Annotated in this window: 18 protein-coding genes; 9 read left to right on the plus strand and 9 right to left on the minus strand. The window is 60.0% G+C overall.

The genetic code is table 11. The features are described from left to right. Window positions 1-84: 84 nt before the first annotated feature. A complete protein-coding gene (locus BLS87_RS22405) occupies window positions 85-1,452 on the minus strand; it encodes a carbohydrate porin (RefSeq protein WP_074755742.1) in 1,368 nt (455 codons plus the stop codon). A 458-nt stretch (window positions 1,453-1,910) separates the two neighbouring features. On the opposite strand from BLS87_RS22405, the gene BLS87_RS22410 reads away from it, so the two are divergent. Together BLS87_RS22410 and BLS87_RS22415 are read left to right on the plus strand one after the other, a co-directional pair. Then, window positions 1,911-2,138 (plus strand): VF530 family protein, encoded by a 228-nt coding sequence (locus BLS87_RS22410; RefSeq protein WP_074755744.1) that lies wholly within the window; start codon window positions 1,911-1,913, stop codon window positions 2,136-2,138. Window positions 2,139-2,175: 37 nt separating this feature from the next. Continuing rightward, complete coding sequence (locus BLS87_RS22415) at window positions 2,176-2,841, plus strand: Pr6Pr family membrane protein (protein WP_074755746.1); 666 nt, start codon at window positions 2,176-2,178, stop codon at window positions 2,839-2,841. Between the two features lie 44 nt (window positions 2,842-2,885). On the opposite strand, the gene BLS87_RS22420 is transcribed toward BLS87_RS22415, so the two are convergent. The 6 genes from BLS87_RS22420 to BLS87_RS22445 all read right to left on the minus strand — a co-directional run bounded on the left by BLS87_RS22420 (window position 2,886) and on the right by BLS87_RS22445 (window position 11,542). Further along, the gene (locus tag BLS87_RS22420; protein ID WP_074755748.1) at window positions 2,886-3,656 is read right to left on the minus strand and encodes a siderophore-interacting protein; all 771 of its coding nucleotides are present in this window, start codon (window positions 3,654-3,656) and stop codon (window positions 2,886-2,888) included. Continuing rightward, a complete protein-coding gene (locus BLS87_RS22425) occupies window positions 3,653-4,246 on the minus strand; it encodes a PadR family transcriptional regulator (protein ID WP_074755750.1) in 594 nt (197 codons plus the stop codon). The genes BLS87_RS22420 and BLS87_RS22425 overlap by 4 nt, the downstream gene beginning before the upstream one ends. A gap of 153 nt (window positions 4,247-4,399) precedes the next feature. Next, a complete protein-coding gene (locus BLS87_RS22430; protein ID WP_074755752.1) occupies window positions 4,400-7,522 on the minus strand; it encodes a transglycosylase domain-containing protein in 3,123 nt (1,040 codons plus the stop codon). 123 nt (window positions 7,523-7,645) lie between these two features. Then, a complete protein-coding gene (locus BLS87_RS22435) occupies window positions 7,646-8,788 on the minus strand; it encodes an OpgC domain-containing protein (protein ID WP_074755754.1) in 1,143 nt (380 codons plus the stop codon). Window positions 8,789-9,037: 249 nt separating this feature from the next. Then, complete coding sequence (locus tag BLS87_RS22440) at window positions 9,038-10,651, minus strand: FMN-binding glutamate synthase family protein (protein ID WP_074755756.1); 1,614 nt, start codon at window positions 10,649-10,651, stop codon at window positions 9,038-9,040. A gap of 78 nt (window positions 10,652-10,729) precedes the next feature. Continuing rightward, on the minus strand, window positions 10,730-11,542 hold the full coding sequence (locus tag BLS87_RS22445) for a helix-turn-helix transcriptional regulator (protein ID WP_074755758.1): 813 nt from the start codon (window positions 11,540-11,542) through the stop codon (window positions 10,730-10,732). 134 nt (window positions 11,543-11,676) lie between these two features. Between BLS87_RS22445 and BLS87_RS22450 the strand changes: the two genes are divergently transcribed. Next, the gene (locus BLS87_RS22450; RefSeq protein WP_074755760.1) at window positions 11,677-12,501 is read left to right on the plus strand and encodes a carbon-nitrogen hydrolase family protein; all 825 of its coding nucleotides are present in this window, start codon (window positions 11,677-11,679) and stop codon (window positions 12,499-12,501) included. Between the two features lie 119 nt (window positions 12,502-12,620). Further along, on the plus strand, window positions 12,621-13,946 hold the full coding sequence (locus BLS87_RS22455; RefSeq protein ID WP_074755762.1) for an APC family permease: 1,326 nt from the start codon (window positions 12,621-12,623) through the stop codon (window positions 13,944-13,946). A gap of 94 nt (window positions 13,947-14,040) precedes the next feature. Here BLS87_RS22455 and BLS87_RS22460 read toward each other — a convergent pair whose 3' ends face one another. Next, a complete protein-coding gene (locus tag BLS87_RS22460; protein WP_074755764.1) occupies window positions 14,041-14,406 on the minus strand; it encodes a hypothetical protein in 366 nt (121 codons plus the stop codon). A gap of 199 nt (window positions 14,407-14,605) precedes the next feature. Here BLS87_RS22460 and BLS87_RS22465 point away from each other — a divergent pair, with 199 nt between their 5' ends. The 3 genes from BLS87_RS22465 (at window position 14,606) to BLS87_RS22475 (ending at window position 16,628) form a co-directional block, all read left to right on the plus strand. Further along, window positions 14,606-14,875: a type B 50S ribosomal protein L31 gene (locus tag BLS87_RS22465; RefSeq protein WP_074755767.1), complete on the plus strand. Its 270-nt coding sequence runs from the start codon at window positions 14,606-14,608 to the stop codon at window positions 14,873-14,875. Between the two features lie 260 nt (window positions 14,876-15,135). Then, window positions 15,136-16,227 (plus strand): D-alanine--D-alanine ligase, encoded by a 1,092-nt coding sequence (gene ddlA, locus BLS87_RS22470; protein WP_074755769.1) that lies wholly within the window; start codon window positions 15,136-15,138, stop codon window positions 16,225-16,227. Beyond that, a complete protein-coding gene (locus BLS87_RS22475) occupies window positions 16,224-16,628 on the plus strand; it encodes an NUDIX hydrolase (protein ID WP_074755771.1) in 405 nt (134 codons plus the stop codon). The genes ddlA and BLS87_RS22475 overlap by 4 nt, the downstream gene beginning before the upstream one ends. A 119-nt stretch (window positions 16,629-16,747) precedes the next feature. On the opposite strand, the gene metR is transcribed toward BLS87_RS22475, so the two are convergent. Further along, window positions 16,748-17,665: a transcriptional regulator MetR gene (gene metR / locus BLS87_RS22480; protein WP_074755772.1), complete on the minus strand. Its 918-nt coding sequence runs from the start codon at window positions 17,663-17,665 to the stop codon at window positions 16,748-16,750. Between the two features lie 107 nt (window positions 17,666-17,772). Between metR and metE the strand changes: the two genes are divergently transcribed. Together metE and BLS87_RS22495 are read left to right on the plus strand one after the other, a co-directional pair. Next, window positions 17,773-20,085: a 5-methyltetrahydropteroyltriglutamate--homocysteine S-methyltransferase gene (gene metE / locus BLS87_RS22485; protein WP_074755774.1), complete on the plus strand. Its 2,313-nt coding sequence runs from the start codon at window positions 17,773-17,775 to the stop codon at window positions 20,083-20,085. A gap of 500 nt (window positions 20,086-20,585) precedes the next feature. Beyond that, window positions 20,586-20,908 (plus strand): transposase (locus BLS87_RS22495; RefSeq protein WP_143024453.1); only part of this gene is annotated, 323 nt, incomplete at its 3' end.

The raw sequence follows: 20,908 nt of genomic DNA on the forward strand, positions 1-20,908 counted from the left end.
TTCGTCTGATCGACTCGAACCGTTTGAATCCGCTTCATTCACGCTAGTTCCTGAAACGGAATTCAGAAAGTTTAAATAAGCCGATCAGAACGAAGATTGAATCTTCAGTCCGGCCACCAAGGCGTCATCGACCTGGTTCACGCCGCCCGGATGACGGATGAATTGCAGGTTGGGACGCACGGTCAGCCAGTTGGTCAGGTGAACGCCGTAGTACAGCTCGGCGTTGTATTCGGTGTCCTGCACGGGCAGGAAGGCCGGGTCGTTGTAGTCCGACACGCCGTCGGCCTGATTGCGCAGGTTGATGTTCTTGCGATACGCCGGGTTGACGTGAATGCGGCTCACAGCCAGGCCGAGATCATCTTGCGGGCGCGCATCGAACGGACCTTTGTAGGTCGCGCCCAAGGCCACGAAGTTGTCGATCATGTTGGTCTTCTTGTCGTGCAGCGTGCCGTTGGCGAACAGGCTCAGGCCACGGCTGTTGTCACTGGCCAGGCTCGTGACCTGCTGGCGCAGGGTCAGCCACATGCCGTGTTTGCTGGACGAAGAGGCGTAGTCTTCGCCGCTCAGCGCGGCATAACGACCGTTGCTGTCCTTGTAGACGTCGCTGCTGTCGGCGGTGCTGTAGTAGTAGCCGAGACGGTATTCGCCCGGCAGGTCGTTGACTTTCGGGGACCAGACCAGCTCCACCGGCAACACCGCACCTTGGGTGCCACTGCCGCTGAGCTTGAAGTTGTTGTCGTTTTCCAGGTTCGACGGGTTCTGCTCGAAGGCGCCGATCTGTACGAACAGCTCAGGGTTGAGCTGGTATTTGACGCGCATAGCCCACTGGCTGATCGGCCAGTTGTACCAGATGCCGCCGCCCCAGTTGCCGACCTGCGAGCCACAGAACGCCAGGTTCTGGAAGTCGCACGGGAAGGTGTTGAAGTCTTCGCCTTCGTTGAAGCGACCGACCTTGATGCTCAGCTTCTGATCGAGAAATTTCTGCTGGTACCACAGGTCAGTCAGGCGCGTGACGTTGCCACGGCCCCAGACTTCCTGGGACGAGGAGATGGTGCCGACGCGGGGATCGGAAACGCGGTCGTTGCTGATGTTATCGCCGTTGCGGTTGGTCAGCGTCAGCTGAAATTCGGCGTCATGCCAGCCGAGGATCTTCTGCAGGTCCATGTGCGCGCCGAGGGCGAACTGGTCACTGTAGCGAGTGGCTTTATCGTGGTTGTAGCCGCCGTGCAGGTTGGAACCCACTTCCACGACGCTGTCGAGTTTGAAGTCATAGCCCTGTTGCGACAGCTCGGTGCGCTTGCCACCCCAATCCCCCAGCATCCACGGCGATTCACTGTCCAAAGCAGGTGCTGCATTGGCGCACGTCGCCAAGCCAAGGGTGATCAGCGTGGCACCGTGTACGGTCAACAGCCTGGCGGTCGTGAGAGCGGGACGTTTCGGATGAGTAGGCATGGGCGTTGAGTTCTTCTTTGAGGGGTCTGAAAGCCAAAGGAAACGCTGCTCGCAGCGCGTGGAAGTCGCGCCAGGCAAGGGTCTGAAGAGTAGACGGATTAATCGGTTCAGCGTTTAAGGCGGCGATGATAGGGCCCTAACGATTTTTTAAAAAGTCGAATTTGCGACATGATTAGTTGTTGTTTTGGTAACAGTCCGGCAAATACAAGGTAGCGCTATCCCTTAGCGTTTATATGGGATGGGCGAACGGCGTGGCCTGGCGGTCGTTCATCCACCGTTGCAGTGGCTGTACAGATGGAGCCTCGGCGCTCAAGCGGGTAGTTGGTGCAGCCAGTCATGGGTCGCTACCGACCTTGAACCTGTAACCCGTTCTACAATCTCTTCACACTTATCCATTGCTCCGTTAAGGTGCGCACCTCGCGACAACGTGTCCCTTCATCGAGTGCAAAAGGCCTGGCATGACCCTACCCAACAACAACCCGCTGCATGGCGTGACGCTGGAGCAGATCCTCAACGCGCTGGTCGAGCACTACGAGTGGTCGGGCCTGGCAGAGCGCATCGATATTCGCTGCTTCAAGAGCGACCCGAGCATCAAGTCGAGCCTGACGTTTCTGCGCAAGACACCTTGGGCGCGCGAGAAGGTCGAAGCCCTGTACGTGAAACTGGCGCGCACCAAGCGCGGGTGATCGCGCCCCGTTCGAACGCCTTCCAGGACTGAATCAGATGCACAGCCAAACGCTGCCCCTGGCGCCGGGACAACGCCGCTTCGCCACCGCCAGCGCAGTGCTCGGCTGGTTCGCGTTGGCGGTTCAGTTGTATTTGATCCTGTGGGGCCGCTGGACCGATCAGGCCAGTCTGGTGGGCGGGCTGGTGCGCTTTTTCAGTTTCTTCACCGTGCTGACCAATACGCTGGTCGCCGTGGCGCTGACCTGTGCCATCACCGACCGGTGTGGTGCGGCGCACCGGTTCTTCCGATCCCCGATCGTGTGCGCGGGCATCACCACCAGCATTCTCCTGGTGAGCATCGCGTACAACCTGCTGCTGCGCCATTTGTGGACGCCGGAAGGCTGGCAGTGGGTCGCCGACGAGCTGCTGCACGACGTCATGCCGCTGCTGTTTGTCGGTTATTGGTGGCTTTACGTCACGAAGGGTTTGCTGGGACTGAAGCATCTGCTGGCGTGGATCGCGTATCCCGCGGTGTACTTTGCCTGGCTGCTGTTTCGGGGAAACGCCTTCGGCGATTACCTGTACCCGTTTCTGGACATCGGCACGCTCGGCCTTGGCAGAGTGGTGATCAATGCTTTCGGGGTGTTGGCGGGGTTTGTGGTGATCGGGTTGATCATCGTGCTGATCGACAGGCTCAAGGCGCGTCGCGTTCAGAATCGGTAGGCCTCCACCGCTCGTGGCTGCGAAGGCCTACAGGCAGCGTCTCGTTATTCTTCGTCGGTGTCGGCCAGACGCCAGTAACCTGCCGCCTTCACCGCTGCCTCATCAAGTTTGAATTCGTCGAGCAGCACCCGACGCACCTTGCGTGACAACGCAGATTCCGTCGCCACCCATGCATACAGACTCCCTTGCGGTAGCGTCAACTGACGCGTCACGTCCAGCAGACTCTGCTCACCGCGCAACACCCAGATCACGTCAACCTGCGCCTGGCTTGTCAGCGCCTGACGCTCAGCGGCGTCTTCGATCTCAACCACCACCTGTGCACGGCGATTGGCCGGCAGTTCTTCCAGTCGACGGGCGATGGCGGGCAGGGCCGTCTCATCGCCGATCAACAGGTAACTGTCGAACATGTCCGGCACGATCATCGAGCCACGAGGACCGGCGATGTACAGGTGTTGTCCGACAGCCGCCTGCGCCGCCCATGTCGCGGCAGGACCATCGCCATGCAGCACGAAGTCTATGTCCAGTTCTCCCGACGCTGCGTCGTAGCGGCGGGGCGTGTAGTCGCGCATGGCCGGCTTTGGGCCGTCTGCATTCGCGCCGGGCATGAAGTTGTCCAATGCCGCCTGTTCTTCTGGCGTGGTAGCGAACAGCAGTTTGACGTGGTCGTCGGTGCCCAGGCTGATGAAGCCGGTCAGCTCATGCCCGTGCAGGGTCACACGGCGCATCCGTGGCGTAAGGTCAGTGACGCGCAGCACCTCGAGTTTGCGACGCTTGATTTCGTGACTGACGCGGTGAATCGATTGCTGTGAATTCATTCGGACTTCTCCGACCGATTGTGGGGGCCATCGGCGACGGCTTTGGCGGTTTCGTTCAACAGGTCGCGAACGCGGACGATTTCTTCCGGGCTCCAGCGGCCATGGTGCATGTGCAGGGCGTGCCTGAGGTTGTGCACAGCCTCGTGAATTTCCGCTGGGCGATCGTGGCCGCGCAGCGAGCGCTTGCTCACCTCAATGCGCATCTTCACGCCATCCAGCGCGACGGCCTGCTCGATCAGGTGTTGCTGACCGGCGGGGGTGATCTGGTAACGCTTTTTGCCACCTTCCGCATCGCCAGCGATCAGCTCGCTTTCTTCCAGAAACGTCAGGGTGGGGTAAATCACACCGGGGCTCGGGCTGTAGGCCCCGTCGAACAAGCCTTCGATCTGGCGGATCAGGTCGTAGCCATGGCAAGGCTGATCGGCAATGAGTGCCAGCAGCAGGAGTTTCAGGTCGCCGGGAGCAAACACCCGAGGTCCGCGTCCACCGCGTTCCCGACCTGTGCGTTTTTCAAAACCATCGCGGCCGTCGCCGTGGTCACCGAAGTGAGGGCGGTGGTGATGGGGGTGATCGTGTGAGTGGTCTCTCATCTTTTTTCATCTCTCGTTACAGTTAGATATACCTTAAGATATATCTTAACGTGTATGCAAGAGGCTTAAAGACGAACGGTTCTCGTTTGTGCGGTCGCCTGGATTGCTCCTGGCCGGCATGAGTGAGGTTTTCGAGGCTGGAAGAAAGCAGGATCAGCGAAGGCTCGCCACGTGCGTGGCCGCTGGCGCCTTGCACTGGGTGTATGTCCCGGGCTCCAGATAGCGATTGAGGATCGGCGCCATGCCTTTGAGGACCTGAACCGGCAATGCCGAGGTGAACTTGAAGCTTTCGGCCGCGCGGCCCGGTACGTACGCCGTCAACGTGCCGTAGTGGTTGTCGCCGATGTAGAACACGAACGTCGCGGTGCGGTTGATCGCCCTGGACGCGAGAATCCGCCCGCCGGAACCGAAGCTTTCGATGCGGTTGTCACCTGTACCGGTCTTGCCGCCCATCGCCAGTGTGGTGCCGTCCTGCAATTTGAAGCTGCCCGACACGCGCCTTGCGGTGCCGGCGTCCACCACCTGCGACAGCGCCTCGCGCATCGCGGTCGCGACGGCCGAAGGCAGCACGCGTTTGCCCAGCTCGGGGTTGTTGGTCAGCAGCGTTTCGTAGGGTGTGTCGGCCGCAAAGTGCAGGCTGTCGATGCGCAGGACCGGTAACCGGATCCCGTCGTTCTGAATGATCCCGATCAGCTCGGCCAACGCGGCCGGACGGTCGCCCGAGCTGCCGATGGCGGTCGCCAGCGAAGGGACCAGATGGTCGAAAGGATACCCCAGACGTTGCCAGCGTTGATGAATGTCGAGGAAGGCCTCGATCTCCAGCATCGTGCGGATGCGACTGTCTCGCGCGCTCTTGTGCCGACTCTTGAATAACCAGCTGTACACCTCCTGACGTTCGAAGCGGCTGGCAGCGACAGCCTCCTTGAATTTTGCATCGGGGTTCTGCAGCAGATAGCCCACCAGCCACAGGTCCAGGGGATGAACCCGGGCGACAAAGCCCTGATCGGGCAGGTCGAATTTGCCCGGACCGTACGCGTAATACAGCTCGTCGAGCCGTTTTTCACTGAGCGGTGGCTGACGTTTGTCCGCCACGACATGGGCGCGGACAAAAGCGTTGAACGCGCTTTGAGTTGCGTCGGGCAACAGGTAGCGGTGCACGGCCGCCAGGCGGCTGGCAGACGGATGGACCCCATCGAGGAAGGTGTCCAGGCGGTCCTGCGTGGTCTTGTTCTTGTAGCGTTTCCAGAACCTGAGCAGGAACGAAGTGCCCTCGCGATCGGCGAAATCGGCCAGGTATTCCTGACGCCTCGGGTCGCTGTCGTCCTTGAGCAGCACGGCGCTGTTGTTCGGCCCCTGGTAGGTCGTGTAGCGCACCACATCACGCATCAACCGAATGAACGGCAGGTTGATCGATTCCCGCAGTGCATCACGAAGCGTCGGGATGCGCTCATTGTCTTCGCGACGAAAGTTATTGAAGTGGTGCATGCCGCCACCGGTGAAAAAGTACTCGCCGGGGCTGGCGGAGTATTTGCGGTCCAGCGCCGCCGTGAGCATCTTCGACAGGTCGCGGTCGTTGTTCTGGATCAGGTAATCCAGTGCCCAGCGACTGAGTCGGTCAGGGTCTTCGACCGGGACTTTCTTGAGTTCCGCATTGCTCATCCCGGCGTATTTGTCGTGAATTTCCGAGATGATTTGCAGATACGTCGTCAACACCCGCATTTTCGCGGTCGAGCCCAGCTCCAGCTTGCTGCCTTCGTTGATGTCGAACGGCTGATCCGTGCTGTCGGTCTGCACGCGGACCCGTGAGCCGTCGGCGTCGCGTTCGAACAACGTGAAGCTGTAGCGCACCGCCTGGGTGCTGGTCGGTGTCAACAGATGCTCGCCGAGCAGACCTAGCTGCGCGGCGTATTCAGGGTTTGCCAGGTCACGCAGGTACTGGCCGACGCTCAATTGCAGATCGCTTTGCAGCGTGCTGGTGGCCGACAGGTCGAGGCGGTCAAGATCGTAAAGCGTCCTGTCGAGCATGTTCGACAGGCGCGTGCGGGCGACCGTGATGCCTTTGTTGGTCTCGATGGGTTGCACGGTCGGCTGCTGCACCCAGTCACGGTAGGTCACGGTGGCGCCCATCGCGGCGTCTGCCAGTGCTTGGTGGATCACCTTGTTCTGCGCCAGCAAACGGATATGGCTGTCAGTCAGGTCGGCCAGCTCTTTGCGGCCCTTCGCCAGATAGTGCGAAGGCCGGCGCTGGGCGATGACCAGCGACAGGACTTCACGCAGCGCCAGGCCCTTGGCCGCCATGGTTTTCGGGTCTGTGGCGGGCGATGCCAGCAACTGGTTGGTCCGGTCAAAGTCGGCGCCGTACCAGACGCGCAGGCCTTCAGCCATGCCGTGCACTTCGCCATGCCCAGGCACCGCCGACAACGGCACGCTGTTGAGGTAGTCGCGCACCACCCGTTGCCGTGCCTCCAGCGTTTGCGGGCCGGGTTGATAGGCGCGCACGCTGGCGGAAATCATCTGACGTATTTTCTCGCCACCCGACTGCGTCAGGCCATCGGGCGAGTGACGGTATTTCTCCAGTTGCGTGGCCAGCGTGCTCCCGCCCGCCGACTGGCCCGGCAGGCCAACCAGCTTCGCCACCTGTGAGACGGCGGCCTTGAGAAAGCGCGGCCAGTCCACCGCAGGGTTGGCCATTGGCTGCTTGTTGTCGAGCAAGTCACGGTTTTCGATGAACAACAGGCTGTTGACCACCACAGGCGGGATCGACACGAAGGTTGGGTATAACTGCTGCGGGTACGTGAACTGATACAGCGAATCGCCCCGGCAATCGAAAATGGTCAGGCCTGACTGACTCTTTTCCTGGTACGGCACGAAGAACCCGCGCTTGGCGTAGGAAACAAGCTCGGGAGAGAACCGGGCTTGCTCGGTGATCCGGTAATCACGTTTGAGCAAGCGGGGCAGGAATTCGCCCAGCGATGAGTAGCCCAGGCGTTTGTCGAAAGGCCCGTCTCCAGGATACAGAATCGCGTCGCTGGGACCGGGCTCCACGGTGTAATTCAGTTCATGGGCGAACTGGCTGAACTCGCGCGCCTGAAGCCTCGAACTGCGGGTTTCCGTCGACACGGCAAATCCCAGGATCACCAAAGCCAACAACACCAACCCCACCAGCAAGCGCCACAGATACCACTTGCGCCGTGGGCGTGCCGGCATCGGTACATCCCCCTGACTGTCAGCCTTGACCGCAGCCTTCTTCTCGTCTGAATGCCACAAAGCGCCCATATCGTTGGCCCGGTTAAACCTGTTAATCGCACCTGACTACAAGCTTAGACGCTGGGCGGGGAGGATGAAGAATTTGTAATGGAAAGTGGATCGAGGACCGTTATGCGAACCGTCTCCCGGAATTTAAGCCCGCACCACCGTCGCCACCTTCGGGCTCCCCAATCGCTTGTTCAGCTCAAGCCAATTAGACAACAGCAGCATCAACCCCAGCCCCAGCAACGCCGTAATCACGCGCATCTGCCAGACATCACCGGCCAGCGCGTTGACGCCATCCGCCAGCGGCGCGAGGACCACGCCCAGGCAGAAGATTTCCAGCGAGTAACGGCCCATGCGGCATGTTTGCTGGGCAGGCCAGTTGTCCAGCCACGCCGTGGAGGCCGGCAGCGATTTGGCGACCACATACACCAGCGCCACGAAATGCAGGAGACGCAGTGGCGACAGGTCGGTTTTGCTGATCGGATAAATCAGGTCGGTGAACGCCTTCGGCAGCAGTGCATCGTGAACGTCGGGGAATTTCCAGAGGAAGGTGATGGGGCCTGCTATCAGCAAGTAAACAGCAGCCAACAGAAACAGCGGCTGCTGCCACACAGGGCGTACGTTCGGGCGCAGGCTCGAAGGTCGCTGGGTGTACATCGCGAAGGCGCCGCCCAGCACGAAGATCAATTGCCACGCCACCGGGTTGAAATACCAGTAACCCCCGCCTTCGTAGGCCCGCAGGTTCCAGCCGAACAGCGGCACCATCATGTACATCGCGATCGACAGGCCGACAGCAACCCCCACGTTGCGCAGCATGATCGGCAGGATCAGTGGCAAGGCGCCCATCAGCAGGATGTAAAGCGGCAGCGGGTCGGTCAGGTTGGGCTTGAAGCGTAACAAGAGCTCGTCGGCGAGTGCCTGTTGCGGGTTGCCGACGAAATACTCAAGGCCCATCTCGCGCACCATGTCACGGGTTTCGACATGGTTGTTGGCGACGAAGACGATGCCCATCAATAAGGTCAGCAGGAAAATGTGCGCGACGTACAGCACCCAGGTACGGCGCAGGATCCTGAGGCAGGCGACGACATAACCGTCGCGCGCGACCACACGTCCATAGGCCAGCACGGCGGCATAGCCCGCGAGGAAGACAAACACCTCGGCGGCGTCGCTGAAGCCGAAATTACGCAGGGTGAGTTGCGCGAAAGGGTTGTCCGGTACGTGATCCCAAAAAATGAAGATCAGCGCCAAACCTCGAAAGAAGTCGATTCGATGGTCGCGTCCGTTCGTCATGACGGTGGGGCTCTTGCAAGTCTGTTTAAAGAAGGGCCGCATGCGGCCTTGGTTCCACGCCGACAGCGGGCGCTGATCGGCGGCGCGCAGGGTGGCTGTTTCAGGGGGGAAAAGCAAAAGGGGGGTATTACAGAATGTCTCGGGTCTGCGGGCACCGTTTCAACGGTGCGAGCTACAGACGGTAATGCTTGCCAGCGGCGGCGACGTTTGAAACCACCGCGGCTGGCAGGCGGGCGCTACAGGGTCAGATCAATCAATCTCATTGGGCTCAAAACTGTCCGCCCGAGCCATACGCCAGGTCCGTGAGTAGAAGCTGTCGTCGACGATACCGTTGAGCAACTGGCCCGGTTGCAGGAACACGTGAGACTGGGAGAACTGTTTAATCTCGGTGGCCGACATGCGGCGCACCAGGTGTTTGGCTTCCAGTTGATCAGGGGAGTCCAGACCTGCGGCTGCGAGCATCTCGGCCAGGGCGTGCAGGGTATTGCGGTGGAAATTGAATACCCGTTGCGCCTTGTCCGGGACGACCAGTGCGCGCTGGCGCAACGGATCCTGAGTGGCGACGCCGGTCGGGCATTTGTTGGTGTGGCAGCTTTGCGACTGAATGCAGCCGATGGCGAACATGAAGCCGCGGGCGGAGTTGGCCCAGTCGGCGCCGATGGACAGCACGCTGGCAATGTCGAAAGCACTGACGATCTTGCCGCTCGCCCCCAGTTTGATCTTGTCGCGCAGGTTGAGGCCGACCAGGGTGTTATGCACGAACAGCAAGCCTTCGCGCATCGGTACGCCCATGTGGTCGGTGAACTCGACAGGGGCCGCGCCGGTGCCGCCTTCGGTGCCGTCGACGACGATGAAGTCCGGCAGGATCCCGGTTTCGATCATGGCCTTGGCGATGCCCATGAATTCCCAGGGGTGACCCAGGCAGAACTTGAAGCCCACCGGCTTGCCGCCGGACAGTTCCCGCAGTTGCGCAATGAACTGCATCATTTCGAACGGCGTGGAAAAGGCGCTGTGACGCGATGGCGAGATGCAGTCCTCGCCCATGGGGATACCCCGCGTGTCGGCGATTTCCCGGGTGACCTTGTGCTTGGGCAAGATGCCGCCGTGGCCGGGTTTGGCGCCCTGACTCATCTTGATTTCAATCATGCGGACCTGCGGGTCCTGCGCTTGTTTGGCAAACCGCTGCGCGTCGAAACGGCCGTCTTCGGTGCGACAGCCGAAATAGCCGCTGCCCAGCTCCCACGTGAGGTCGCCGCCGTTTTCGCGGTGATACGGGCTGATACTGCCTTCGCCGGTGTCATGGGCGAAGTTGCCGAGTTTGGCGCCTTTGTTCAGCGCCCGGATCGCATTGGCGCTGAGCGAGCCGAAGCTCATGGCCGAAATATTGAAGATCGACGCCGAGTACGGCTGAGTGCATTGCGGGCCGCCGACGGTGACCCGGAACTGGTTAGGGTCCGACAGCGGCGCCGGGCGCATGGAATGGCTGATGAATTCGAAGCCGGATTGATAAACGTCGATCAGGGTGCCGAACGGTTTGTCGGCCGATTCATTCTTGGCGCGTGCATACACCAGCGAACGCTGCGCACGGGAGAAGGGCAGGGCATCGCTGTCGGACTCCAACAGGTACTGGCGGATTTCCGGGCGGATCGTTTCGACGGCGTACCGGATGTTGCCCAGAATCGGATAGTTACGGCGCACCGAGTGCGGGACTTGAATGAGGTCGAAAATACCGATCAGGCTGAGGATCGCCGTCGCGAGTGTGAACGGCCACAGCCACTCGTGGTAGAGGAACGGGAGGCTCAGCAGGGTGAACAATACACACCCGACGAAAAAGGCGTAGCGACTTAGAAGGGACAGGCTCATAGGCAATCCTGGGGTCTTAACACGGTTGATGGAAGAGACGCTGTGCCGCGCCTTTTTTCGGCAAGACTTTCCTTTGCCTCAAGCGCTCTGCGCCTGAAGAAAAATCGAAAACAGTTCTGACTGGGATTTGATTCCGAGTTTGCTGTACATGTGTTTCTTGTGAACGCGCACGGTTTCGGCAGAGATTTCCAGCTTGCGCGCGATCTCCTTGCTCGAGCAGCCGCTGAGCATCAAACGGCCGACGTCCAGCTCACGCGCGGTCAGTTGGGCGCCACGGCTCTGCTGCACCGAGGCTTCCAGTTGGGTGCGCCAGTCGGCGGTCGGCAACGGCGCAGCGGTGCGTTCGTCATCGGCCACAGGCTCCGCCAGCTCAAACGGCAGGCGCTGACGCAACAGGGCAATGACCCACGGTTGAATCATCGACAGCAAGGCGATCTGCTCGGCGGTGAAGCGCTGCGTCGAGCCCAGCGACAGGCAAAGCGTGCGGTCGTTGTCGAGCTGGCAATTGAACTGGATTTCATCGGCCACGACATTCAGACGAAAGTATCGCTGGTAATACTCAGTCAGTTCGAAGTGTTCCGGGGCAACCTCAGCCAGCCGGAACAGCCCACTTTGCGAGCGCTCGCGGCTGGCGATGTAGAACGGATCCAGCAGATAAAGGCCTTTCAGGTAGTCCTGAAACAACTGATCGGGGTTGCCGTCCTCGGCGGGGCATTCGGCGAAGACCTGAGGCCGGTCTCCAGCGCTGAACTGCAGGGCCACCCAACTATCGAACGTCACGTATTGATTGAGCAGCCGCACCAGTTGTGCCCAGAAGTTGGGCCGGTCCAGCGCTTCGATCAGCTGGGCGACCGAGCGATGCCAGGCCATGTCCTGAAGTGCGATTGTCATTGATCTACCCCTATTGGGTTACTACAGCTGCGTAATTCCCCGTAACACTTGCTGATGCGCATACTGCCCGCAGAGCCAATGATCAGGCCAGCATTTTGTGCCCGATCGGCAACGTGACTCGATAAGGAGAACCCATGAAGGTCGAATTTGCCCAAATGACGGGCCAGGACAATGGCACGCGCCATAACCTGAAGCGCGCGCTTAATGCCATCGCCGCCTGCGCCGATGACACTGCGCTGATCGTATTCCCGGAAACGCATCTGATGGGGTTTCCCTCCAGCGAGACCGTCGCTCAGGTCTCCGAGCCACTGGACGGTCCAACCGTTCAAGCCGTGCGGCAGGCCGTTCGGGCGCGCAACGTCTCGGTGGTCATTGGTATGGCCGAAAGCGATGACGGTCGGTTCTACAACACCACCTTGTTGATCACGCCCGAGGGCATCGCGCTGCGGTATCGCAAGACCCACCTATGGGCGTCCGATCGTGGCGTGTTTACGCCCGGAGACCGTTATGCGACCTGTCTGTGGAATGGCGTGCGGGTCGGCCTGTTGATCTGCTATGACATCGAGTTCCCCGAGTCGGCCCGTGCGCTGGCGCAGCTGGGTGCCGAGCTGATCATCGTGACCAACGGCAACATGGACCCTTACGGCCCGACGCATCGCACCGCAATCATGGCACGCGCCCAGGAAAATCAGGCGTTCGCGCTGATGGTCAATCGTGTGGGTGAAGGCGATGGCGGGCTGGTCTTCGCCGGTGGCAGTGCGCTGGTCGACCCGTTTGGCACGCTGTTGCAGGAAGCTGGCCGCGAAGAATGCCAATTCAGCGCCCAGCTCGATATCAACCTGCTGCAAGCCGCGCGCCGCGACTACCGCTACCTGGATGATCAGCGCCTGCGCCTGCCAGGTGAAGTGATCGAGCACGCCAACGGTGTGCGAGAACTGATGATTCCAAAACACGCATAAAAGCAGTGCCTGCCGAGCGTCGTTGCGGCGACTGCCCGGCAGTTTCCAATAAAAAGAAACGCCTTTGTTCTGCCGAACTTTTCTCTGCCATAAAACCTATAAATTCGGAGTAGTCGCTCATGGCTCGTTTGCAACGCACCCTTTCATTAGGGTCGGTGGTGCTGTTCGGCATCGCCTATATGACCCCCATCATCGTGCTCGGCACCTTCGGCATCCTTGCGCAATCCACAGGCGGCATGGTCCCGGCTTCTTACCTCGCGGCCTTGGTGGCGATGTTCTTCACCGCCATGAGTTACGGCCGCATGGCGGCGGCTTACCCGGTCGCGGGTTCGGCCTACAGCTACGTGCGCAAGGCAATCAGCCCGAAGCTGGGTTTCATCGCTGGCTGGGCAGTGCTGCTTGATTACCTGTTCCTGCCGATGGCGATCTGGTTGATCGGCGCTGCATACCTGGGCTCGGCCTTTCCCTCTGTGCCGCAGCCTGTCTGGGTACTGGCGTTCATCGTCGTGACCAGCTTGATCAACATCGTGGGGCTGAAACTGGCCAACACCGTCAACGCCCTGCTGATGATCGTGCAGTTCCTCGTGCTGGCTGCGTTCGTCGCGCTGTGCATCCACTACATCGGGGGCGATGCCAGCACACCGTTGTGGACACTGACGCCGTTCTTCAACGGTGATATGCAGATGCCGCTGATCATGAGTGGCGCCGCGATTGCCTGTTACTCGTTCCTGGGTTTTGACGCGGTCAGTACCCTGACGGAAGAAACCAAAGACCCGCGCAAGACCATTCCAAGGGCGATCATGATGATTACCTTGATCGGCGGGTTGATCTTCGTCGGTGTGTCCTACTTCGTGCAATTGGCGCATCCGTCTGCGCAGTTCGAGAACGTTGATTCAGCGGCGTACGAAATCGCCCGCAATATTGGCGGGGACCTGTTCGTGACGATCTTCCTGATCGGACTGATCGTTGGTCAGTTCGCCTCGGGGCTTTCGGCTCAGGCCAGCGGTTCGCGCCTGCTCTTCGCGATGGGGCGTGACGGTGTGTTGCCGAAGTCGTTTTTCGCGGCGTTGAGCGAGCGTTTCGGTACACCGGTCAACAGCATCCTGCTCTGCGCCGTGGTGGCGCTGCTCGCCTTGAAACTGGACGTGACCACGTCGACGTCGTTCATCAATTTCGGTGCGTTCCTGGCGTTCAGCCTCGTCAATCTTTCAGTGATTTTCCATTACTGGATCGCTGGTGAAAAACGCGGTCTTCGCGAGGTATTGCTATTCCTGATCTGCCCGCTTATCGGCCTGTTGGCCGACGTGTGGCTGATGGTCAGCCTGGACAAGCTGGCGATCATGCTCGGCGTAAGCTGGCTGGTGCTGGGTTGTCTCTACCTGGCCTGGCTCACTGGCGGGTTCCGCCGTCAGCCGCCTGAGATGGATTTCCAGGAAGCGGCGTGATTCAAGAACGGGGCGCGCTGCAATGGCGCGCCCCTGTATTTCACATGACCCTCCCCTCGATCAGATGACGTGTTGAAAGTATCAGCTCCGCCCGTTACTGGCCGAAGACGCGTTCCTTGGTTTCAAGGGTCTGCTCGACCATTTTGCTGATGTCTTCCTGTCCTTCTTCGGTGCAGCTGCGAATGTCCTGGATCAGTTCTGCTTCCTTGGGCGACAGTGCGATGTAGCCCAGCTCGCACGCCCAGCGGTTGAACGCTTCATGGCTGTCCACGGGAAGCGCTGCGTCCGCGGCTTCGGTCAATGCGTCTATCAATGGCTCCAGCTTGTCCGCCAGTACATCACGGTCAATCTGAACGTCGGCTTCCTGCACGAAACGCTCGAGAACATTCAGCGCGCTTCGGGCATCGATCAGACGCATGTGGCTGGGGATGCTCATTTCGTATCGATCGATCATTGGCATTGCACAACTCCCTGGTGGTGATTTTTCATTCCGTTCCCGATGGGTTTCGGGGGTGCTTTGGTCAGCGGCGCGAACCTTATAGGCACTTGCGGCCAGATCAAAGGCCAAAGTTGTAACAGTTACAAAATTTGGGGAGTTGAACTTTTTCTAATTGTTACTGTATAACGTATTACATGATCACCTAAATCTGGAGGACGACATGAAAGCCGATATCCATCCCGACTACCGTCAGGTTCTGTTTCACGACACGGCAGCCGACGTCTATTTTCTGATCGGTTCGACCGTTGACACCGACCGGACGCAGAAGCATTCCGACGGTCAGACCTATCCGTACGTGGCGCTCGATGTGTCTAGCGCTTCGCACCCGATGTACACCGGCCAGCAACGCAAGACCACGACTGAGGGGCGTATTGCGGGCTTTAACAAGCGGTTCGCGACGTTTGGGTCTGGGGCCAGGAAAGCCGAATGACCGCAGGCAGGTCCCGCGCTTTGGGTGTCGTTTTTCGATGACCTGGGGGGCGGGATTTTTTTTGGCTGTTTGTCGGGATCTGGTGTTGGGTTTTCGGAACATAACCGCTGATAGGTGGTGGCGCAGACAGGCTCTGGCTAACCGGTTCTGCCATTAACGGGTGTTCTGGAGGGTCATTCCGTCATTCAGATGCCCCGGACACTGGACTATGGACGCAAATTGCTTTTAGCTCTGCGACCTGAAATCCAGGAGTTTCCGTTTTGAAAAAGTCAGTCGCCATCGTATTCGGTGGGCAATCCTCCGAGCATGAAGTGTCGTTGCAATCGGCACGCAACGTGATCAATGCGATTGATCGCAACAACTACTACATCACCCTGATCGGCATCGACAAACAAGGGCATTGGTTGCGGTTTGACGAGCGCGATTACCTGCAGAACGCGACCGATCCGGCGCACATCAAGCTCAGCGAATCCGGTCGGCTGCTGTCGCTGATGCCCGGTGCCCAAGGCCCTCAGTTCGTTGAGATGGAAACCGGTCTGGAAGTGCCGCGCATTGATGTGGTCTTTCCGCTGATCCACGGCAGTTCTGGCGAAGACGGTTCCCTTCAAGGCCTGTTGCGTCTGCTCGATATTCCGTTCGTGGGTCCCGACGTGCTGGGTTCGGCGGTGTGCATGGACAAGGACGTGACCAAGCGCCTGCTCCGTGACGCGGGCATTGCCGTGGCGCCGTTTGTGGTCCTGCACCGGGGCGAGTCGGTGGACTTTGTCAGTGTGTCGGCGCAACTGGGCCTGCCGCTGTTCGTCAAACCTGCCAGTCAGGGCTCCTCCGTCGGCGTGAGCAAGGTCACGGACGAGGCCGGTTACGTTGCCGCCTTGAAGCTGGCGTTTGAGTACGACAACAAGGTTCTGATCGAACAGGGCATCGTCGGGCGTGAGGTGGAGTGCGCGGTGTTGGGCAACCACGCCCCGCAGGTCAGCGTCTGCGGCGAGGTGGTCGCCAACGATGAGTTCTACGCCTATGACACCAAGTACCTGAACGACGGTCAGGCGCGGATCGCAATCCCTGCCGAGCTCTCGGCAGACCTCAGCGAAGCCGTGCGTGAAGTCGCCTTGCAGGCGTATCGCGTATTGGGTTGTGCCGGTTTGTCGCGGGTGGATTTCTTCGTCACCGACGCGCGTGAAATCATCATCAACGAGGTCAACACCCTTCCTGGGTTCACCTCCATCAGCATGTACCCGAAACTCTGGCAGGCCAGCGGGTTGAGCTATCCGGAGCTGATTGATCGGTTGATCGTGCTGGCGCTGGAACGCGCGGATGAACATCGCGCACTGAAAACCGAGGTGGTGCTGTGAAGGTCATTCGCATCGCTGCAGCGTTGCTGATTGGCGCCGATGGTCGAACCTTGCTGGTGCGCAAGCGCGGCACGCAGGCGTTCATGCAGCCGGGCGGCAAGATCGATGCGGGTGAGACGGCGGTGAATGCGCTGGCGCGTGAGCTCCATGAGGAACTCGGATTGCGGGTCGAGCCGGAGCAGGCGCAGTTTCTGGGCGAGTTTTCAGCGGTCGCCGCCAACGAGCCGGGCTTCGAGGTGAACTGCCAGCTGTATCGGCTGGACGTTGCGCATGACGTCACCCCGGCTGCCGAGATCGAAGAAGTCCTGTGGGTCGACGCCGGTGATGTAAGCCACGTGGCTCTGGCGCCGCTGACGCGGGATTCGATCTTGCCGTTGTATCGACGTCTGCAAAGCGCCTGAGTCTTCAACGAACCCTGTAGGAGCACGCTTGCCCGCGATTGCGGTGCGTCAGTCACCGCCGTCATCACCGATACGCCGCCATTGCGGGCACGCGAGTTCCTACACCAGAGCTTCCCAATTCACCGCACTGCACTGACTCCATCCAGCGTCGAGAACGACGTGTCTTTCGCCGTCAGCAGAAAGTCACGCATATACGGCGCGTCCAGCATGTCGGCGCGAATCGCCGCGTACAGCGTCGCAAATAACCCTTTCTCACCCAGCCGCTTGGCTTTTACATAGCCGCGTGAGCTGTATTCATGCAGCGCCCAGTGCGGCATCCCACACACGCCGCGGCCGCTGGCGACAAGCTGCATCATCATCACTGTCAGCTCTGAGGTGCGTACCTGCGCGGGCTCGACGTCGGCGGGCTCCAGAAAACGCGTGAAGATGTCCAGCCGGTCACGCTCGACCGGGTAGGTGATCAGCGTCTCAGTGGCCAGGTCATCCGGGACAGCATAGGGCTTGCTCGCCAGCGGGTGTTGATTCGCCACGGCGAGCATGGCCTCGTAGGTGAACAGCGGCACGTAGGTAATGCCTACCAGATCCACCGGGTCCGAGGTCACCACCAGGTCCAGATCGCCACGGGCCAGAGCCGGCAAGGGCGCGAAGGCAAAACCCGAGGCAAGGTCCAGCTCGACTTCAGGCCATGCATCCCGGAACTGATCAATGGTCGGCATCAGCCACTGGAAGCAGCTGTGGCATTCGATCGCCATGTGCAGACGTCCGGCCACGCCGCCCGCCAGACGCGAGATGTCCCGCTCGGCACTGCGCAATTGCGGCAATACCGAGTCGGCCAGTTGCAGCAACCGCAGCCCGGCGCTGGTGAAGCGTACCGGCTTGGTCTTGCGCACGAAGAGCGGCATGCCCATGCGCTCCTCCAGTTCCTTGAACTGGTGGGACAGGGCGGATTGCGTCAGATGCAGGCGATCCGCCGCATCGACCAGGCTGTCAGCCTCGCGCAGCGCGTGCAGGGTTTTCAGGTGGCGTATCTCAAGCACCGTGGCGCTCCATGAATGAATTTTGTGATCAACACGAAAACAATGAGTTTGTCTCATGTAACAGCGAGTGTCGACAATGGCGCCATATTTTGAGTGGAGTAGTTGTCATGGCCCTGGCCCATAACCTTGGATTTCCGCGCATTGGCGCCGACCGCGAACTGAAGAAAGCACTGGAAGCTTACTGGAAGGGCGATCTTGATCAGGCGGCTCTGCAGTCGGTAGGACGTGAGCTGCGCGCTGCTCACTGGCAGCTCCAGAAAGACGCAGGGATCGACCTGCTGCCTGTAGGGGATTTCGCTTGGTATGACCAGGTGCTGACGCACTCGCTGACCTTCGGGGTAATCCCCGAACGTTTCGCCGGCGTGACAAACGAAAAAGGCCTGCCCATCCTCGACACGCTGTTTGCCATGGCCCGGGGTGCCTCCAGTGCCTGCTGCGGTGGCAATCACGGCACAGCGCAGTACGCTCAGGAACTGACCAAGTGGTTCGACACCAACTACCACTACCTGGTCCCGGAATTCACCCGTGATCAACACTTCAAACTGAGCTGGGAACAGCTTTTTGAAGAGGTCGACGAAGCCACGGCGTTGGGTTACACGGTAAAGCCGGTGATCATCGGGCCGTTGACGTATCTGTGGTTGGGCAAGGCCAAAGGCGACAGCTTCGACAAGCTCGAACTGCTGGACCGCCTGCTGCCGATCTATGGCGAGATTCTCGGTCGTCTGGCCGGGCAGGGCGTGGAATGGGTCCAGATCGATGAGCCTATTCTCAGCCTGGATCTGCCGCAGGACTGGAAAAACGCTTTTGAACGCGCCTATCACAGCCTGCAGTACTCGCCACTGAAGAAGCTCATCGCAACCTATTTCGGCGGTCTGGAGGACAACCTCGGCCTGGCGGTTGCGCTGCCGGTGGCCGGTCTGCATGTGGACCTGGTGCGCGCCCCTGAGCAATTGCCGGCTTTGCTGGATCGTCTGCCGACTTACAAAGTGTTGTCGCTCGGGGTGGTGAACGGTCGCAACGTCTGGCGTTGCGATCTGGAGGCTGCGCGTGAGGGGTTGCTCGAAGCCCAGCTGCGCTTCGCCGATAACCTGTGGGTCGCGGGTTCTTGCTCGCTGCTGCACAGCCCGGTCGATCTGGAGCGTGAGGACCAACTGGATGCCGAACTGAAAAGCTGGCTGGCCTTCGCCAAACAGAAATGTAATGAAATTTCGATCCTCAGCACCGCCCTCAACGATCCTCAGGCCGAGCGCGTACAGACTGCATTTGCCGAGAGCCGTGCGGTGCAGTTGAGCCGCCAACAGTCGCCACGCATTCACAAGCCTGAGGTGCAGGCGCGTGTGGCGGCGATTACCCCCGCCGACAGCCAGCGTCAATCGGCATTTGCCGAACGCATCGACCTGCAGCGTGCCCGTTTGAATCTGCCAGCGTTTCCGACTACTACGATTGGCTCTTTCCCACAGACCGCTTCGATCCGTCTCGCTCGTCAGTCGTGGAAGCAGGGCAAGCTGTCGGCCAATGATTACCACGACGCCATGCGCGCCGAGATACGCCATGCCGTGAACACCCAGGAGCTTTTGGGCCTGGACGTGCTGGTGCATGGCGAAGCTGAACGTAATGACATGGTCGAATACTTCGCCGAGCAACTGGACGGGTATGCGTTCAGCCGCTTCGGCTGGGTTCAGAGTTACGGTTCCCGTTGTGTGAAACCGGCGGTGATTGTGGGCGACTTGAGCCGTCCGCAGGCGATGACCGTGGACTGGATCGAGTACGCGCAGAGCCTGACCGACAAGGTGATGAAGGGCATGCTGACCGGGCCGGTGACCATGCTGATGTGGTCGTTCCCGCGTGAAGACGTTTCACGCAAGGTGCAGGCGCGGCAATTGGCGCTGGCCATTCGAGACGAAGTGGTCGACCTGGAAAGTGCGGGCATCAAGATCGTGCAGATCGACGAGGCGGCCTTCCGTGAGGGTTTGCCGTTGCGTCGTGCGCAATGGACGGAGTATCTGGACTGGGCGGTGGAAGCGTTCCGTCTGTGCGCTTCGGGCGTTCGGGACGAGACCCAGATCCACACCCACATGTGCTACAGCGAGTTCAACGAGGTCATCGCGTCGATTGCCGCCATGGACGCCGACGTGATCACTGTCGAAACCTCGCGCTCGGACATGGAGTTACTGGAGGCGTTCAAGGCGTTTGATTACCCGAATGACATCGGCCCAGGCGTTTACGACATCCATTCTCCGCGCGTGCCGGACAAGGCGGAAATGATGACGCTGATGAACAAGGCGGTACAGCGCATTCCGGCAGAGCGGTTGTGGGTGAACCCGGATTGCGGCCTGAAGACCCGCGCGAGGCCTGAAACCGAGGCGGCGTTGGTGAACATGGTGGCGGCGGCCCGGCAGTTGAGGGCCGAGCTGGCCTGACAGCATGGGCCACACCCCGGATGACGCAGAGCGTCTCTGAATGGGTTACCACGCGGAGCGTGGGAACAATCAGCGTGCTTGCGATGGGAGTGAGCCAGTTTCATTAAAGCTGAATGAGACACCGCATTCGTCAGCAAGCTAACGGCTACAGGTTTTTTGTTTTGTCAACGATCGAGGTGTTGATCTAGGCAGCGCAAAGCGCGCTGTGGCTTTTGATCTTCATGCCGCAGCAGCCCAGACACCACAAAACGCGACTTGGGTGCAGGCTGAACGCAGGTGGCGCTCCGTGGGCCGAGCGGCATGGATGCCGCGAGAGCCGCCCCCCGCCATGGATGGCGGATGGCGGCGTGCCCACGGAGCGTCGCCGGAGTGAGGGTACTTCGACGAAGGAGAAGCCAAGCCAGGAGCCTGGACACTTGGTTACTTGGTGTCTTTTCAAGTAACCCGCCGATGAACTGACCCCCGAAAGTTGGACACCCAGTCCAACCGAGGGGACAGCCATGACGAAGTACGATCCAGCCTTCAAACTCAAACTGGTTAAACAATGCCTGGCCGGCAGCAGCACCAACGGGGTTGCAGTCAAAAATGGTATCGGTCACTCCATCCTGCAGCGCTGGGTGCGCAGCTATCAGCAACACGGTCTGCCCGGCCTTGCGAGGCAGTACAGCCGCTATGACGCCCAGTTCAAACTCAGTGTTCTACAGCGCATTGAGCAGGATGGATTGTCGGACCAGCAAGCCGCCATTCTCTTTGGCATCCGCGGGCAAAACAGCATCGGGGAATGGAAGAGGCTGTACCATGCCGGAGGTATCAATGCGCTGAA

Source organism: Pseudomonas abietaniphila (genome assembly GCF_900100795.1).
GTDB classification, from domain to species: Bacteria; Pseudomonadota; Gammaproteobacteria; order Pseudomonadales; family Pseudomonadaceae; genus Aquipseudomonas; species Aquipseudomonas abietaniphila.

Coding starts and splice junctions, on each gene's coding strand:
- BLS87_RS22405 (WP_074755742.1), bottom strand. CDS start 1,452: ATGCCTACTCATCCGAAACGTCCCGCTCTCACGACCGCCAGGCTGTTG.
- BLS87_RS22410 (WP_074755744.1), top strand. CDS start 1,911: ATGACCCTACCCAACAACAACCCGCTGCATGGCGTGACGCTGGAGCAG.
- BLS87_RS22415 (WP_074755746.1), top strand. CDS start 2,176: ATGCACAGCCAAACGCTGCCCCTGGCGCCGGGACAACGCCGCTTCGCC.
- BLS87_RS22420 (WP_074755748.1), bottom strand. CDS start 3,656: ATGAATTCACAGCAATCGATTCACCGCGTCAGTCACGAAATCAAGCGT.
- BLS87_RS22425 (WP_074755750.1), bottom strand. CDS start 4,246: ATGAGAGACCACTCACACGATCACCCCCATCACCACCGCCCTCACTTC.
- BLS87_RS22430 (WP_074755752.1), bottom strand. CDS start 7,522: ATGGGCGCTTTGTGGCATTCAGACGAGAAGAAGGCTGCGGTCAAGGCT.
- BLS87_RS22435 (WP_074755754.1), bottom strand. CDS start 8,788: ATGACGAACGGACGCGACCATCGAATCGACTTCTTTCGAGGTTTGGCG.
- BLS87_RS22440 (WP_074755756.1), bottom strand. CDS start 10,651: ATGAGCCTGTCCCTTCTAAGTCGCTACGCCTTTTTCGTCGGGTGTGTA.
- BLS87_RS22445 (WP_074755758.1), bottom strand. CDS start 11,542: ATGACAATCGCACTTCAGGACATGGCCTGGCATCGCTCGGTCGCCCAG.
- BLS87_RS22450 (WP_074755760.1), top strand. CDS start 11,677: ATGAAGGTCGAATTTGCCCAAATGACGGGCCAGGACAATGGCACGCGC.
- BLS87_RS22455 (WP_074755762.1), top strand. CDS start 12,621: ATGGCTCGTTTGCAACGCACCCTTTCATTAGGGTCGGTGGTGCTGTTC.
- BLS87_RS22460 (WP_074755764.1), bottom strand. CDS start 14,406: ATGCCAATGATCGATCGATACGAAATGAGCATCCCCAGCCACATGCGT.
- BLS87_RS22465 (WP_074755767.1), top strand. CDS start 14,606: ATGAAAGCCGATATCCATCCCGACTACCGTCAGGTTCTGTTTCACGAC.
- metE (WP_074755774.1), top strand. CDS start 17,773: ATGGCCCTGGCCCATAACCTTGGATTTCCGCGCATTGGCGCCGACCGC.